This is a genomic window from Aquisalimonas lutea (assembly GCF_030409225.1).
GTDB lineage: Bacteria > Pseudomonadota > Gammaproteobacteria > Nitrococcales > Aquisalimonadaceae > Aquisalimonas > Aquisalimonas lutea.
The window spans coordinates 42,610-58,111 of record NZ_JAUFPK010000004.1; the positions used below are offsets into that span (position 1 = coordinate 42,610).

17 protein-coding genes are annotated in these 15,502 nt (G+C 66.9%); 15 read left to right on the plus strand and 2 right to left on the minus strand.

Annotated features, from left to right (window positions below; translation table 11 throughout):
• Positions 1-2: 2 nt before the first annotated feature.
• Together QWY84_RS11305 and paaN are read right to left on the minus strand one after the other, a co-directional pair.
• A complete protein-coding gene (locus QWY84_RS11305) occupies positions 3-611 on the minus strand; it encodes a phenylacetic acid degradation protein PaaY (protein ID WP_290202788.1) in 609 nt (202 codons plus the stop codon).
• Between the two features lie 22 nt (positions 612-633).
• Positions 634-2,301 (minus strand): phenylacetic acid degradation protein PaaN, encoded by a 1,668-nt coding sequence (paaN, locus tag QWY84_RS11310; RefSeq protein WP_290202789.1) that lies wholly within the window; start codon positions 2,299-2,301, stop codon positions 634-636.
• 335 nt (positions 2,302-2,636) lie between these two features.
• Here paaN and paaG point away from each other — a divergent pair, with 335 nt between their 5' ends.
• The 15 genes from paaG to QWY84_RS11385 all read left to right on the plus strand — a co-directional run bounded on the left by paaG (position 2,637) and on the right by QWY84_RS11385 (position 15,485).
• Complete coding sequence (gene paaG, locus QWY84_RS11315; protein WP_290202790.1) at positions 2,637-3,428, plus strand: 2-(1,2-epoxy-1,2-dihydrophenyl)acetyl-CoA isomerase PaaG; 792 nt, start codon at positions 2,637-2,639, stop codon at positions 3,426-3,428.
• Between the two features lie 11 nt (positions 3,429-3,439).
• The gene (gene paaI / locus QWY84_RS11320) at positions 3,440-3,913 is read left to right on the plus strand and encodes a hydroxyphenylacetyl-CoA thioesterase PaaI (RefSeq protein WP_290202792.1); all 474 of its coding nucleotides are present in this window, start codon (positions 3,440-3,442) and stop codon (positions 3,911-3,913) included.
• Between the two features lie 45 nt (positions 3,914-3,958).
• Positions 3,959-5,275: a phenylacetate--CoA ligase PaaK gene (gene paaK / locus QWY84_RS11325; RefSeq protein ID WP_290202793.1), complete on the plus strand. Its 1,317-nt coding sequence runs from the start codon at positions 3,959-3,961 to the stop codon at positions 5,273-5,275.
• Between the two features lie 101 nt (positions 5,276-5,376).
• Complete coding sequence (paaX, locus tag QWY84_RS11330; RefSeq protein WP_290202794.1) at positions 5,377-6,348, plus strand: phenylacetic acid degradation operon negative regulatory protein PaaX; 972 nt, start codon at positions 5,377-5,379, stop codon at positions 6,346-6,348.
• A gap of 350 nt (positions 6,349-6,698) precedes the next feature.
• Positions 6,699-7,688, plus strand: a complete 990-nt coding sequence (gene paaA, locus QWY84_RS11335) for a 1,2-phenylacetyl-CoA epoxidase subunit PaaA (RefSeq protein ID WP_290202795.1) — start codon at positions 6,699-6,701, stop codon at positions 7,686-7,688.
• A 21-nt stretch (positions 7,689-7,709) separates the two neighbouring features.
• The gene (gene paaB / locus QWY84_RS11340; RefSeq protein ID WP_290202797.1) at positions 7,710-7,994 is read left to right on the plus strand and encodes a 1,2-phenylacetyl-CoA epoxidase subunit PaaB; all 285 of its coding nucleotides are present in this window, start codon (positions 7,710-7,712) and stop codon (positions 7,992-7,994) included.
• A gap of 30 nt (positions 7,995-8,024) precedes the next feature.
• Positions 8,025-8,786 carry a 1,2-phenylacetyl-CoA epoxidase subunit PaaC gene (gene paaC / locus QWY84_RS11345; RefSeq protein WP_290202798.1) on the plus strand — a complete coding sequence of 254 codons (762 nt, stop codon included), beginning with the start codon at positions 8,025-8,027 and terminating at the stop codon, positions 8,784-8,786.
• Positions 8,773-9,285 (plus strand): 1,2-phenylacetyl-CoA epoxidase subunit PaaD, encoded by a 513-nt coding sequence (gene paaD, locus QWY84_RS11350; RefSeq protein ID WP_290202799.1) that lies wholly within the window; start codon positions 8,773-8,775, stop codon positions 9,283-9,285. Before paaC ends, paaD begins: the two co-directional genes overlap by 14 nt.
• Positions 9,286-9,326: 41 nt before the next feature.
• Positions 9,327-10,403 (plus strand): 1,2-phenylacetyl-CoA epoxidase subunit PaaE, encoded by a 1,077-nt coding sequence (gene paaE / locus QWY84_RS11355; protein WP_290202802.1) that lies wholly within the window; start codon positions 9,327-9,329, stop codon positions 10,401-10,403.
• Between the two features lie 92 nt (positions 10,404-10,495).
• A complete protein-coding gene (locus QWY84_RS11360) occupies positions 10,496-11,653 on the plus strand; it encodes an ABC transporter substrate-binding protein (RefSeq protein ID WP_290202804.1) in 1,158 nt (385 codons plus the stop codon).
• Between the two features lie 66 nt (positions 11,654-11,719).
• Positions 11,720-12,592 carry a branched-chain amino acid ABC transporter permease gene (locus QWY84_RS11365; protein ID WP_290202806.1) on the plus strand — a complete coding sequence of 291 codons (873 nt, stop codon included), beginning with the start codon at positions 11,720-11,722 and terminating at the stop codon, positions 12,590-12,592.
• A 16-nt stretch (positions 12,593-12,608) separates the two neighbouring features.
• On the plus strand, positions 12,609-13,592 hold the full coding sequence (locus QWY84_RS11370) for a branched-chain amino acid ABC transporter permease (protein WP_290202808.1): 984 nt from the start codon (positions 12,609-12,611) through the stop codon (positions 13,590-13,592).
• Positions 13,589-14,350: an ABC transporter ATP-binding protein gene (locus QWY84_RS11375; protein ID WP_290202810.1), complete on the plus strand. Its 762-nt coding sequence runs from the start codon at positions 13,589-13,591 to the stop codon at positions 14,348-14,350. The genes QWY84_RS11370 and QWY84_RS11375 overlap by 4 nt, the downstream gene beginning before the upstream one ends.
• Positions 14,351-14,373: 23 nt before the next feature.
• Positions 14,374-15,168 carry an ABC transporter ATP-binding protein gene (locus QWY84_RS11380; protein WP_290202812.1) on the plus strand — a complete coding sequence of 265 codons (795 nt, stop codon included), beginning with the start codon at positions 14,374-14,376 and terminating at the stop codon, positions 15,166-15,168.
• A 47-nt stretch (positions 15,169-15,215) separates the two neighbouring features.
• Positions 15,216-15,485 carry a DUF6455 family protein gene (locus QWY84_RS11385; RefSeq protein ID WP_290202814.1) on the plus strand — a complete coding sequence of 90 codons (270 nt, stop codon included), beginning with the start codon at positions 15,216-15,218 and terminating at the stop codon, positions 15,483-15,485.
• The last annotated feature ends 17 nt before the right edge of the window (positions 15,486-15,502 follow it).

The following is a 15,502-nucleotide window of genomic DNA, read 5'->3' on the forward strand; positions in this document are numbered from 1 at the left end:
CCCTAGTCGTTGCTGTCCCGCGCCGCGAACAGGGGCTCGTAGTCGGACACCTGCAGCCGCGGGCGGTCCGCCTCCGGCTCGTTCAGGGGAGTGACTTCCACCATGGTGTCGCGTGAGCGTCGGGCGAGCTCCTGGTAGGTCCGGGTGCCCTCGGTCTTCCAGGCGATCTCGTCCTCGCTGAGCTCCCGCACCACCCGGGCCGGACTGCCCACGGCCAGATGCCGCGCGTCGATGCGGCTGTTGGCCTTGACGAAGGCGCACGCGGCGACGATCGCGGACTCGCCGACCTCGGCGTTGTCCATGATCACGCTGTTCATGCCGATCATGGCGTTGTCGCCGATGCGGCAGCCGTGCAGCACGGCGCCGTGGCCGATGTGCCCGTTCGGCTCGACGATGGTGTCGGTACCGGGGAAGCCATGCATGACGCAGGTGTCCTGCAGATTGCTGCCTTCCTCCAGGACGAGGCGCCCGAAATCGCCGCGCAGGGCGGCGCACGGGCCCACGTAGACGCCCGCCCGGATGATGACGTCGCCGATCAGCACGGCCGTCGGGTGGACGAAGGCATCCGGGTGGATGACGGGGCGGATGCCGTCAATGGCGTAGCTCGGCATGCTGGCTTCTCCTGTATCGGCGTCAGGCCGCGTGGCGCCGTGTCTGCACCACCCGGAAGCGATTGGCCACGAAGGCGGCATCGCACAGGACCGCGTTGGCCGCCGGATTGGCGCCGGTGCCGTGGTAGTCGCTGAACGCCGCGGTCTGGTTGACATAGACGCCGCCGAGCAGGTTCTCGGACAGGCACACGCCGGCATCCAGCGCCGCTTCCCGCATGTCGTCCAGCACCTGCTCGCTGGTGCTGTACACCGCCCAGGTCATCGCCCCCTTGCTGCGCGCCAGGTCCCGGGCCCGGTCGATGCTGTCACGGGTGCCGTCAGTGGCGATCAGGAGCGAAATGGGGCCGAACAACTCGCGCTGGTAGGCGTCCTCGTCCTTGGCGTCCACGGCCAGCATCAGCGGCGTGCGGATGCGGGCGCCCTCGAACTGGGGGTGCTCGCGGCTCTCGGAGTCGAGCACCACCCGGCCCAGTTTCTTCGCGTCCTCGATGCGCTCCGCGGTCACGGGGGCCTGGATGGCGCCGAGGACCGCGGTGGCCCGGTCGTTGTCCGCGAGGAACTTGCTCACGCCGCTGGCCAGCGCCTCCGCGACCTCGTCGAAGCTCAGGCGCCCCTGGTCCGTGTCGATGCCGTCCCGCGGGATGAAGATGTCCTGCGGGGTGGTGCACATCTGGCCCGAGTACAGGCTCAGGGAGAAGGCCAGGTTCTGGCACATGGCCTTGAGGTTGTCCGTGGAGTCGATGACGATGCTGTTGACGCCCGCCTTTTCCGTGTACACCTGGGCGTGGTGGCAGTTCTGCTCCAGCCACTCGCCGAAGGCGGAGCTGCCGGTGTAGTCGATCACCTGCACGCGCGGGTCCAGGGCGAGCTCCTTGGTCACCGGCGCCTCCGCCGTGTCCGTGACCAGGGAGACGATCCACGGATCGAAGCCCGCCTCCTTGAGGACTTCCTGGCAGACCTCGACGGTGATCGCCAGCGGCAGGATCGTCTGCGGGTGCGGCTTGACCACCACCGGGTTGCCCGTCGCCAGGCTCGCGAACAGCCCCGGATAGCCGTTCCAGGTGGGGAAGGTGGACACCCCGATCGTCAGGGCCAGCCCGCGCGGCACCACGTGGAAGCTCTTGTCCATCTCCAGCGGGTCCTTCTTGCCCTGGGGCTTCGTCCAGTGGGCCTGACCGGGGTGGCGGGTCATGGCCTCGTAGGCGTAGGCCACCGCCTCCAGGCCCCGGTCCTGGGCGTGGGTGCCGCCCGCCTGGAAGGCCATGGGGAAGGCCTGGCCGGTGGTGTGCATCACGGCGTGAGCGAGCTCGAAGCTGCGCTTGTTCAGTCGCTGCAGGATCTCCAGGCAGATGCCGGCGCGCTCGTGGGCGCCCGCGTCACGCCATGCCCGGAGCGACTTCTCCATGGCCGGAAGAAGCTGCTGCACGTCGACGTTCGGGTACCGGATGCCGAGATCGAAGCCATAGGGCGAGCGCTCCGCGCCGATCTCGCCGTCGACGCCGGGCATATCCAGGCGGAAGGGCTGGTTCAGGCGTGCCTTGAACGCCGCTTCCCCCGCGGCGGGGGCGTCCTCACCGTAGACCTTGCCGCTGGGCGCTTCCGGGTAGGGGCTCCAGAACTCTCGGGTGCGGCTGGCCTCGACGGCCTTGTCCAGGGTCTCGCGGTGCTTGTCGAAATACGGCTGGCTCATGGCTCCTCCTGCGGGGCTGTCCCGTGGCCGGCGGCAAACGCTGCCGGAAAGGGTATAGAAACATCAGGCGCGGTGCGGTGGGTTCACTTTGTGACATAAACGGCCGCACCGGGAACGTGCTTGGCGTATTTTCTAAAAAAATACTTAAAACAGTAAATTACAAAATCATGCCAGCCCGTTCCGCCACCTTGTTGTGGCACGAGCGGCGTTCATGGACTAGTAGTGTGATACATAAACGCACCATGTCAACGGCGAACTTGTATCCTTTTCAGGGATTGCGCTATGGTGCCTCGAACAATGCCAAGAAGGGATGCTTGATCCCTGGAGGAGAGTCCGTGTCATTCGAAACCATCGATTTCTCCGTGGAGTCCGGCATCGGGCGTCTTGCGCTCAACCGCCCGGACAGCCTGAACGCGTTCAACGTCGCCATGCACCGCGAGATCCGGCAGGCGCTGGACGAGCTCGAGGGTGCCGAGGGGCTGCGGGTATTGCTCCTGACGGGGCGCGGGCGCGGGTTCTGTGCCGGACAGGACCTGTCCGACCGCAGCGTGGCGCCGGGTGACGACGTACCGGATCTCGGCGAGTCCCTGGAGTCCTGGTACAACCCGCTGGTGCGACGGCTGCGGGCCCTGCCCGTGCCGGTGGTCTGTGCCGTCAACGGTGTCGCCGCGGGGGCGGGCGCCAACATCGCGCTGGCGTGCGACATCGTGCTCGCGGCGCGATCGGCCAAGTTCGTGGAAGTCTTCTGCAACATCGGGCTGGTTCCGGATTGCGGCGGAACGTGGCATCTGCCCCGTCTGCTCGGCCATGCCCGGGCGACGGCGCTGGCGATGCTCGGTGACAAGGTCACCGCCGAGCAGGCGGAGAGCTGGGGCATGATCTGGCGGGCAGTCGACGACGACGCGCTGGAATCCGAGGCGGAAAGCCTGCTGACACATTTCGCGCAACAGCCCACCCAGGGCCTGGCCAATATCAAGAAGGCGTTGACGGCGTCCTGGAGCAACTCCCTGGACGAGCAGCTGGACCTGGAACGGGATCTGCAGCGCGCCTGCGGGCGCACCGCCGACTACCGCGAGGGCGTGGCCGCCTTCATGGAAAAGCGCAAGCCGACGTTCACCGGACGCTAACGGAGTTGCATATGAGCGAGGAGAAGGCTGCGGCGGAGCAACTGCCGCCGGCAGAGATGGCGCGGCGCTGCGCCGAGGCCATGTGGCGGGACGATCATGCCTCCCAGGCCCTCGGGATGCGGATCGAGGACATCGGTCCCCGCTACGCGAGCCTGTCCATGACCATCCGGCGGGACATGCTCAACGGCCACGCCAGCTGCCACGGCGGGCTGATTTTCGCGTTGGCGGACTCCGCGTTCGCCTTCGCGTGCAACTGGTCCAACCGGCTGACCGTCGCCTCCAGCGGCACCATCGAGTTCCTTGCGCCCGGGCGCGAGGGCGACGTGCTCACGGCGACGGCGCAGGAGCGCAGCCGCGCCGGTCGCACCGGGGTCTACGACGCAACGGTCTGCAACCAGGCGGGTGACCTGGTGGCGCTGTTCCGCGGACGCTCCTACACCGTGCCCGGTGAGCTGATCCCCGGGGTGGAGCTCACGGAGAACTGACTGGAACGGCGACGAAGATGCGCCTGATGGGAGGAGAAGGAAGTCATGAACACGGTAAAACAGGCCAATGGTCTCCTGGAGTCGGTGGAAACCTGCAGCCGTGACGAGCTGCGGGCGCTCCAGCTGCGGCGGCTGCGCTGGAGCCTGAACCACGCCTACAAGAACGTGCCGTTCTATCGGCACAGCTTTGACGCCGCCGGCGTCCATCCGTCGGACCTGCAGTCCCTGGAGGACCTGGCGAGGTTCCCGTTCACCCTGAAGAGCGACCTGCGCGACAACTACCCGTTCGGCATGGTGGCGACGCCCATGGAGGACGTGGTGCGCATCCACGCCTCCAGCGGTACGACCGGGCGGCCGACGGTGGTGAGCTATACCCAGAACGACGTCGACATGTGGGCCACTCTGGTCGCCCGCTGCCTGCGTGCCGCCGGCGTGACCTCCAGCGATATCGTGCAGGTGTCGTACGGCTACGGGCTGTTCACCGGTGGTCTCGGCGCCCATTACGGCGCGGAGCGCCTGGGTTGCGCGGTGATCCCCATGTCGGGCGGGCAGACGGAGAAGCAGGTCCAGCTCATCCACGACTTCAAGCCCACGGCGATCATGGTGACGCCGTCCTACATGCTCAACATCGCCGACGAGTTCGAGCGGCAGGGGCTGGATCCGCGCAAGTCGTCCCTGCGGGTCGGGGTGTTCGGCGCCGAGCCGTGGACCAACGCCATGCGCGAGGAGATCGAGGAGCGCATGGGGATCGACGCCGTCGACATCTACGGCCTCTCCGAGGTCATGGGTCCCGGCGTCGCGCAGGAGTGCGTGGAAACCAAGGACGGACCCACGATCTGGGAGGACTTCTTCTACCCGGAGATCATCGACCCGGATACCGGCGAAGTGCTCCCGGACGGCGAGGAGGGCGAGCTGGTGTTCACCAGCCTGGCCAAGGAGGCGTTCCCGGTCATTCGCTACCGCAGTCGCGACCTGAGCCGGCTGCTGCCGGGCACCGCCCGCACGATGCGCCGGATGGAGCGGATCACGGGGCGCAGTGACGACATGCTCATCATCCGGGGCGTGAACGTGTTCCCGTCGCAGATCGAGGAGCGGATCTGTGCCCACGGCAAGCTGGCGCCCCACTACCAGCTCGAGGTGAGCCGCGAGGGCAACGTCGACAGCCTCCGGGTGCGCGTCGAGCCCCAGCCGTCCCTGGGGGAGCTGACCGAGGCCGAGCGCAGCGGGTTCGGCGAGGAGCTGGCATACGCCATCAAGTCGTACGTGGGCGTGACCGCGGCGGTGGATATCGTCAACGTCGGTGAGGTGGAACGCTCCCAGGGCAAGGCCAAGCGGGTCGTGGACCTGCGGCCGAAGGGCTAGCCGCGCCGGCGGCACCCCGGGACATGCCGCTTGAGGCCGCTCGCGGGCGGTGTGGTATCGTCCCGTCCGCCAAGCGGATCGATCCGCGAACAGGAAACGGCATGTCCACGAAAAAGACAGTCAATGCACTGGTGGAACGCCTGACGGTGGAGCGTCCGATCCGAGCGCGTTCCCTGATCATTACTGTCTACGGTGACGCCATCGCGCCACGGGGCGGCACCGTCTGGCTGGGCAGCCTGATCGAGCTGCTCAAGCCGCTCGGCCTGGGCGACCGCCTCGTGCGTACCTCGGTCAACCGGCTGTCCAAGGAGGGCTGGCTGACGTCGTCCCAGATCGGGCGGCGCAGCTATTACAGCCTGACACGGCGCGGCTGGCGCAGTTTCGACAAGGCCTATCAGCGTGTCTATCACGAGCCGCGTCGCGAATGGGACGGCGAGTGGATGCTGATCCTGACCTCCGGTATCCCGGCATCGGAACGGGAGTCGTTGCGCCGGGAGCTCGGCAACCTGGGGTTCGGCGTGCTCGCCCCGGGGGTTCTGGCCCATCCCCTGCCGCCCCGCGAGGCCGTGACGGCGACGCTCCAGGACCTGGACCTGGCTGGTGATGCCATCGTCATGCGGGCCCAGCACGAGGGGCTGCCCACCTCGCGGCCCATGAACCGCCTGGTCCGGGAGGTCTGGAGCCTGGACGAGCTGAGCGAGCAGTACGCGCGCTTCCTGGATCACTTCCGGCCGGTGTGGCGCGCCATGAGCTCGGCGAAGCGACTGGATCCGGAGCAGTGCTTCCTGGTCCGCACGCTGCTGATTCACGAGATCCGCCGCCTTCTGCTGCGGGATCCGCAGTTACCGGAGGACGTTCTGCCGGCGGAGTGGAGCGGCTCGGCGGCGCGTCTGCTGTGCCGCAACCTCTACCGCCTGACCTTCCGGCAGGCCGAGGTCCATCTCAGCCGTACCCTACGCACCGCGGAAGGTCCGTTGCCGGAGCCCGCCCCGTACTTCTACAAGCGTTTCGGCGGCCTGTTGACTCCCCGGGAGGCGGAGGCCGTGGGTGGCGACTCGGGAACCGCCGCCTGACGAACCTCTCCCCTTGTCGCCTCCATGATCCGCGCGGATGCCGCGGCCGGCGGTGACGCGCGGCTACCCGGCACGCGTCCCTCGCCGCTCTGGTGACACATTTCTTTACGTCATTCACGGCCGTTTGTCGTAACGAATCGGGCAAGGGCCATGAGCTTTTCGTGGCCCGATCCGGGAAAGAATCAATAAAAAACATTACAAACAATGACATATATATAGATTGCACGTTGTGCACTGCACGCCGGCCGGGGCTTGCAAATGTGACACATACTGCTATTCTGAAATCAAACTTTATGTATCAGATACGGTTTGTGGGCGGCAACGCCCGGCGCCAGTGCGAGGAGGTCTGCATGTACAGCCAGTTCGTTGATACCGGAGCACAGGGCAAGTCCACCGGGCAGGATGCCTCCGAGCAGGAGCGTGCGTTCCAGGCGCGCATCGACGAGGGCATCAGCATCGAGCCCAAGGACTGGATGCCGGAGAAGTACCGCAAGACCCTGGTGCGGCAGATTTCCCAGCACGCCCACTCGGAGATCGTGGGCATGCTGCCCGAGGGCAACTGGATCACGCGCGCCCCGAGCCTGCGGCGCAAGCTGATCCTGCTCGCCAAGGTCCAGGATGAGGCCGGCCACGGCCTGTACCTGTACAGCGCCGCAGAAACACTGGGCGCCAGCCGTGACGAGCTGCTCGACGCGCTGCACGAGGGCAGGGCGAAGTACTCCAGCATCTTCAACTACCCGACGCTGACCTGGGCCGATATCGGCGCCATCGGGTGGCTGGTGGACGGCGCTGCGATCATGAACCAGGTGCCGCTGTGCCGCTGCTCGTACGGCCCCTACGCCCGCGCCATGGTGCGCGTGTGCAAGGAGGAGAGCTTCCACCAGCGCCAGGGCTACGAGCTTCTGCTGGAGATGGTGAACGGCACCGACGATCAGAAGGCGATGGCGCAGGATGCCCTGAACCGCTGGTGGTGGCCGTCGCTGATGATGTTCGGCCCGGCCGATGGCGACTCCATTCACACCCAGCAGTCCATGGCCTGGAAGATCAAGCGCCATACCAATGACGAGCTGCGGCAGCGTTTCATCGACCAGACCGTGCCGCAGGCCCACTACCTCGGGCTCGAGATCCCCGACCCCGACCTGCGCTGGAACGAGGAGACGGGCCACTACGATATCGGCGAGATCAACTGGGACGAGTTCTGGAACGTGGTCAACGGCAACGGCCCCTGCAATCGCGAGCGGCTGGCCGCCCGCCGCAAGGCCTACGAGGACGGCGCCTGGGTGCGGGAGGCCGCGCAGGCCTACGCCGACAAGCAGCAGCAGCGGCGTGCCGCCGCCTGAGCGAGCAACGGGAGAAGTGTCATGAGTAAGGACTGGCCCCTGTGGGAAGTGTTCATCCGCAGCAAGCACGGGCTCTCCCACAAGCACGTGGGCAGCATCCATGCCACCGACGCCGAGATGGCGATGAACAACGCCCGGGACGTGTACACGCGCCGCAACGAAGGCGCGAGCATCTGGGTCGTGCCTTCGGCGCAGATCGTCTCCTCGGCGCCGGGTGACAAGGAGATGCTGTTCGACCCGAGCAATGACAAGGTCTACCGCCACCCGACGTTCTACGAGGTGCCGTCGGACGTGGAGAACATGTGATTGCCCGGGACAGGGCGGGGGAGAGCCGTAGTGAACAAGCTTGAGCAACAGCAGTTCGAATACCTGCTGCGCCTGGGGGACAGCGACCTGATTCTCGGCCAGCGCCTGTCCGCCTGGCTCGGGCACGCGCCCGTGCTGGAGGAGGAGATGGCCACCGGCAACGTGGCCCTGGACCTGGTCGGTCAGGCCCGGTCCTGGCTCGGCCTCGCCGGCGAGATCGAGGGTGCGGGACGCGACGCCGATCGTCTGGCGTACTTCCGGGATGCCTTCGACTATCGCAACGTACTGCTGGCGGAGCGACCCAACGGCGACTACGCGTACACGATCATGCGGCAGTTCCTCTACGACGCCTACCACTATCCGTTGCTGGAGCGGCTGTCGGCGTCCGCGGACGAGCGCATCCGCGAAGTGGCGGCGAAGTCCCTCAAGGAGGTCCAGTACCACGTGCGCCGCAGCAGCGAGTGGGTCATCCGCATGGGTGACGGCACCCGGGAGAGCCACGACCGCATCCAGGCCGCGCTGGACGATCTCTGGATGTACACCGGCGAGATGCTCACGCCGGACGAGGTGGATCAGGCACTGCTCGAGACCGGCGTCGCCGCCGACCTGGAGCGGGTCGCCGGGGCCTGGCACGAGCGCGTGCGCGAGGTAACCGCGGAGGCCACCCTGGTCATTCCGGACGAGAGCTGGATGCAGCAGGGCGGCAAGCAGGGCCGGCATACCGAGCACCTCGGTTACATCCTGGCGGAGATGCAGTTCCTGCCGAGGGCCTACCCCGATGCGCGCTGGTAGTGACATCGTCGAGCGGCCCTCGCCGGACCGGATCCGCGAGTGGCTGACGGAGGTGACCGATCCCGAGATCCCGGTGCTGACCATCGAGGATCTGGGCATCCTGCGCGACATCCGGCAGGAGGACGACGGCGTCCGGGTCACCATTACGCCCACCTACAGCGGGTGCCCGGCCATGATGGCGATCCGCATGGAGATCGTGCGCACGCTCAACGCCCGGGGCATCGATCGCGTGCGGGTGGACGAGGTCCTGTCGCCGGCCTGGACCACGGACTGGTTGAGCGAGCGGGGACGCGAGAAGCTGCGCGCCTACGGCATCGCGCCGCCCGCCGGCAAGGCGCAGGGCAAGAGTGCGCTGTTCGGCGAGCCCGATGCGGTGGCCTGCCCGCAGTGCGGCTCCGAGCGCACGACCCGGACGAGCGAGTTCGGCTCCACGGCGTGCAAGGCAATGTACCGCTGCGAGGACTGCCTGGAGCCGTTCGACTATTTCAAATGCATCTAGGCGTTGTCGCCGCAGGGATGCCCGGAGGAGCCACCCGAGCCATGTCCAAGTACCACCAACTGACCGTCAGCGAAGTGCGCCGCGAGACCCGGGACGCCGTGTCCCTTGCGCTGGATGTGCCGGAGCCGGAGCGCGAGTCGTTCCGCTTCCTGCCGGGGCAGCACCTGGCCATGCGGGCGAGCATCGACGGCGAGCCCGTGACGCGCACCTACTCGATCTGTGCCGCGCCGCACGAGGGCGAGATCCGGGTGGCGGTGAAGAAGGACCCCCACGGCGTGTTCTCCAGCTTCGTCAACGACCGCCTGCAGCCGGGCGACGTGCTGGAGGTGATGCCGCCCGAGGGCAGCTTCGTGCTGCGGTTCAGCCCCGACAATCGCAAGCACTACCTGGCGTTCGCCGCCGGCAGCGGCATCACGCCCGTTATCTCCATGATCAAGGAAGGGCTGGCGACGGAGCCGGGCAGCAGCTTCACGCTGGTCTACGGCAACCGCTCGGCGCAGAACATGATCTTTCGCGAGCAGCTCGAGGACATCAAGAACCAGTACATGGACCGGTTCACCATGGTGCCGGTGATGAGCCGGGAGCAGACGGACATCGAGCTCTTCCACGGCCATATTGACGCCGACAAGTGCCGGGCGATACTGGAGCACTGGGTGGGGGCGGAAGACGTGGACGAGTGCGTGATCTGCGGCCCGGAGCCGATGATCAACGCCGTCTCCGGGACGCTGCAGGAAGCGGGCATCCCGAAAGCGAACATCCACTTCGAGCTGTTCACCGCGCCGGGAGAAGCGCTGAAGCGCCGCCGCGAGCGCGCCAGGGACGCCAACGTGGACCATTCCATGGTACAGGTGCAGGTGCGGGTCGACGGCCAGCAGGTAGAGTTCGAGCTGGCAAGGAATACCGATTCCATCCTCGAGGCGGGCATGCAGGCGGGCGCGGAGCTGCCCCATTCGTGCAAGAGCGGGGTGTGCTCCACCTGCCGTGCGCGGCTGCTGGAGGGGGAAGTCGAGATGGACGTCAATTATGCGCTGGAGGACTACGAGCTCGAGGCCGGCTACATACTGACCTGCCAGAGCCTGCCCGTTTCCAGCCGCGTGGTGGTCGATTACGACCAGTAGCATCTCGGGCCGCTACGGCGGGCCGGAAAGCGCACTCCCAGGGCCGTGAGAGCCCGGAGAATAACGATCCACAATGAACGAGGAGAAGCACGATGTTGAAGAAACTGCTACCCGTGGTTGCCCTGTCGGCCGCCCTCATCGGCATCCCGGGCCAGGGCGTGGCCGACGATGATCCCATCCGGATCGGCTCCTTCCTGTCCGTGAGCGGTCCGGCGTCCTATCTCGGTGATCCGCAGCGCAAGACGCTGGAGCTGTTCATCGAGCGGATCAACGAAAACGGAGGTGTCCTGGGCCGTGAGCTGGAATGGCAATACTACGATGATGCCGGGGCGGCCAACGAGGCGCGAACGTTCGCCCGGCGGCTGATCGCCCAGGATCGTTCCGATATCGTCATCGGCGGCACGACCACCGGGGCGACCATGGCCGCCGCCGAGCTGTTCCAGCGCCAGCAGGTGCCGTTCATCAGCCTGGCCGGGGCCGTGGTGGTCGTCGAGCCGGTGAAGGAGTGGGTGTTCAAGACACCGGAGACGGACCGCATGGCGGCACGCCAGGTCTTCGCCGACATGCAGCAGCGCGGCATCTCCAAGATCGGCCTGATCTCCGGCACCGGCGGCTTCGGCGCCTCCGGTCGCGAGCAGGCCCACAAGGTGGCGGACGAGTTCGGCATCGAGATCGTCATGGACGAGACCTACTCGCCCGACGACTCCGACATGACCGCCCAGCTGACCCGGATCCGGGGTAACGACGAGGTCGAGGCGATCTTCAACTTCGACTTCGGCCAGGCCCCCGCCATCGTGACCCGCAACTATGCCGACCTCGGCATCGAGCTGCCGCTGTACCAGTCCCACGGGGTCGCCTCCGAAGGCTACCTGGACCTGGCCGGTTCCGCCGCCGAAGGCGTGCGGTTGCCGGTGTCGCCGATCCTGGTCGCGGAGCTGCTGCCGGATTCGGACCCGCAGAAGGCGCCCGCCATGGAGTATCTGGAGGCGTACCGGGCGGAGTACGGGGAAAAGCCCTCGGCGTTCGGCGGCTATTCCTACGATGCGTTGATGCTCGCCGTCGATGCCATCGAGCGGGCGGGCTCGACGGATCCCCAGGCCGTGCGCGATGCGCTCGAGGCGACCAGCGACTTCCAGGGCGTGACCGGGACGTTCAACATGGGCCCGGACGACCATATGGGGCTCGACATCGAGAGCAGCTTCCGCATGGTGGAGATCAAGGACGGTACCTGGTCGCTGCTGGACCAGTGATGCCGGACGTCCCGCACCCCGACGGGTGCGGGACGCCTGAACACGATTGCCAAGGGAACGTCTGCCATGGCTGAGTTTCTCCAGTTTCTGGTCACGGGCATCACCATCGGCTGCACCTTCGCCCTGGTGGCGCTGGGGTTCTGCCTGGTCTACAACGCCAGTCACGTGATCAATTTCGCCCAGGGTGATTTCGTCATGGTGGGCGGCATGTCCGCCGTGTTCATCATGTCGTCCGGTGTGCCGATGTGGCTCGCGCTGGTGCTGGCGGTGCTCATCGGCGGCGCGCTGGGCGCGCTGCTCTACAAGGGCGGCATCCAGCCGGCGAAGAACGCCGACGCGATCCAGCTCATCATCATCACCGTCGGGGCCGCCCTGTTCATCCGCGGCGTGGCCCACGTCATCTGGGGCACCGGCTACTTCTCCATGCCGGGGTTCACCGGCGACACACCGATCCGGTTCCTGGGTGTTGTCATGGTGCCGCAAAGCCTGTGGGTGATCGGCGTGACCGTCGGCATCGTCACCGCGCTGGCCCTGTTCTTCACCCGCACGCGGCTCGGCAAGGCGGTGCTGGCGACCTCCTACAACCGCGATGCCGCCAAGCTCATGGGCATCGACACCGGCATGATCCTGGTGCTCAGCTTCGGGCTCGCCGGCCTTTTGGGCGCGGTGGCCGGGGTCATCATGACGCCGATCACGTTCACGAACTACGAGATCGGGGTCATGCTCGGGCTCAAGGGGTTCGTCGCGTCGGTGCTCGGGGGGCTCGGCAGCTTTGTCGGGGCCGTGGCCGGCGGGCTGATCCTCGGCCTGACCGAGGCCATGATGGCGGGCTATATCTCCTCCGACTACAAGGATGCCGTGGCCTTCGTGCTGATTCTCCTTATCCTGTTCTTCATGCCCAGCGGGCTGTTCGGCCAGCGCGGGGTGGAGCGTGTCTAGGGAAATGTCCGGGAACATGACCGCCCCCGTGCGCGGCGGCCGCAAGACCAACTGGAAGGACGTGGTGTTCTCGCCCCGGTACGGCGGCCTGGCGACACTGCTGCTGGTGCTGCTCGCGACGCCGCTGTTCATCGAGGGGCTCTACCAGTTCGACATCGCCATCCTGGTGCTGATCAACGCCACCGTCGTGATCGCGCTCAACCTGCTGGTGGGCTATGCGGGGCAGGTCAGTCTCGGGCACGCGGCGTTCTTTGGCCTCGGCGGGTACGCCACGGCCGTCCTCACCACCCGCTACGACTGGCCGTCGCTGCTCGCGCTGGCGGCGGGAGTGGTGCTGGTGGCGGCCATCGCCGCCGTGATGGCGCGGCCCATCCTGCGTCTCAAGGGCTACTACCTGGCCATGGCCACCCTGGGGCTGGGCATGATCATCTACCTGATCATCACCCAGGAGACCTGGCTGACCGGAGGGCCCGACGGCATGAGTGTCGGTGCGCTGGAGGTGTTCGGGTACACGGTCTTCGACGAGCTGGTCTGGTACTGGATCCTCGCCGGGTTGTTGCTGGTCATGTACTGGCTGGCGGTGAACATCGTCGAGTCCCCCGTGGGGCGGGCGCTGCGCGCACTGCACGGCTCCGAGATCGCGGCGGACAACTCCGGCGTCAACGTGACGCACTACAAGACCCTGGTCTTCGTCCTGTCGGCCGGGGTGGCGGCACTGATGGGCGGGCTGTACGCCTTCTACTCCGGTTTCATCGCGCCGAACACGGCCGGTTTCATGCACTCCATCGAACTGGTCGTGATGGTGGTTCTCGGCGGCATGGCTTCGCTGGTGGGGTCCATCGTCGGCGCGGCGCTGCTCACCATCCTGCCGCAGTACCTGGTGGTGTTTTCCGAGTACGAATGGCTGGTCTACGGCCTGATCCTCATGCTGATGATGATCTTCATGCCCCGCGGGTTCGTGCCCACCCTGCACGGCCTGATCCGGAGGGTCCTGGGATGAGCATGCTGACAGTCGAGTCCATGACCAAGCAGTTCGGTGGCCTGCGCGCCATTGATGATCTGTCGTTCGAGGTGACGCAGGGGGCCGTGCACTCGGTGATCGGCCCCAACGGCGCCGGCAAGACCACGCTGTTCAACCTGGTGACCGGCGTCTATCAGCCCACCTCCGGACGGGTGCTCCTGGACGGCCAGGATCTGTCCGGCAAGGCCGTGCATCAGCGCGCCGCCATGGGCATGAGCCGCACGTTCCAGAACCTGCAGCTGTGCTACAACATGACGGCGCGGGAGAACGTCATGCTGGGAGCCCACCTGGGGCTGCCGCAGAGCTTTTTCTCCTCGCTGCTGCGGCTTCCGCACATGATCCGGGCCGACAGGCAGTGCCGCGACCGGGCCGCCGCCCTGATGGAATACGTGGGCCTGGGCGACTATGTCGACCACGAGACATCGGCGATGCCCTATGGCGCCCAGAAGCGGCTCGAGATCGCGCGGGCCCTGGCCGCCGACCCCAAGCTGCTGCTGCTGGACGAGCCCGCCGCCGGCCTGAACGCCAACGAGACCGCGGGCATCGAGGAGCTGATCCGCGGCGTCTCCGAGGACGGCGTCACCGTGGTGCTCGTGGAGCACGACATGAAGCTGGTGATGAACATCTCCGAGCACATCGTGGTTCTCAACTACGGGCAGAAGCTTGCGGAAGGGACGGCGCAGGAGATCAGGAATCATCCCGACGTCATTGCCGCCTATCTGGGTGCGGCGGCGTGACGACCAACGAACAGGGACTTGCCATGACGATGATGCGTGCCAACGCCGTCGCGGATTCCCGGGACGCTCCCGGCGGGGGCGGGGCGGGGGCCGCCGCGGTCGCCGCGCCGTCGGTGCTGGAGCTCGCGGGCGTCAGTACCTTCTACGGCCCGGTGCAGGCATTGAACGACATCAGCCTGCAGGTGCCACAGGGGCACCTGGTGGCGCTGGTGGGCGCCAATGGTGCGGGCAAGACGACGCTGCTGCGGACGGTCTCGGGGCTGGAGAGCCCGCGGACGGGGTCCATTCACTACTGCAACGAGGACATTACGCGTCGGCCGCCGGCGCGGCGGGTACGGGCGGGGATCGCCCAGGTTCCCGAGGGGCGCCAGGTGTTCGCGCCCATGTCCGTCGAGGACAACCTGATGCTGGGCGCCTACACGCGCTCGCGCAGGGAGCCCCTCGCCGACGAGCTCGGCGGGATCTACGACATGTTCCCTGTTCTCAAGGAGAAGCGCAAGCTGCCCGCGGGCACGCTGTCGGGCGGGCAGCAGCAGATGCTGGTCATCGGGCGCGCGCTCATGGCGCGGCCGCGTCTCCTGCTGCTGGACGAGCCGAGCATGGGGCTGGCACCGCTGCTGGTCGAGGAGATCTTCGCCAAGATCCGGATGCTGCAGGAGCAGGGCATGACGATTTTCCTGGTGGAGCAGAACGCATCCCTCGCGCTCGGAATGGCGGACTACGGCTACGTCCTGGAGACGGGGCGGGTGGTGATGGAAGGCGCGGGCCGCACCCTGCTCGATGACGAGAACGTGCAGCGGGCCTATCTCGGGATCTGACCGGCGCGCTGGACGACAGGCGCCGAGGCGCAACGGAGGTCGGCATCATGGGGCGAACGCACGGCGGTGAGCTCAATCGCGGCGACCAGCGCGCAATGCTGATGGAGCGCATGCTCGAGGCAGTGGCATCCGGTGCGGTGACGCCGCACGAGGAGCTGCCCGACCGCGAGCTGGAGGCCGCCTTTCGCCGCTGTTTTCGCTGCGATGCCGCGGATACGTGCCGGCGCTGGCTGGATGGACACAGACGGGAATTGGGTTACCGGGATTTCTGTCCCAATGCCGGGCTGTTCCGGCGAATGGCCCTGGTCAAGGGATAGCGCCCGGCCCGGGTGGC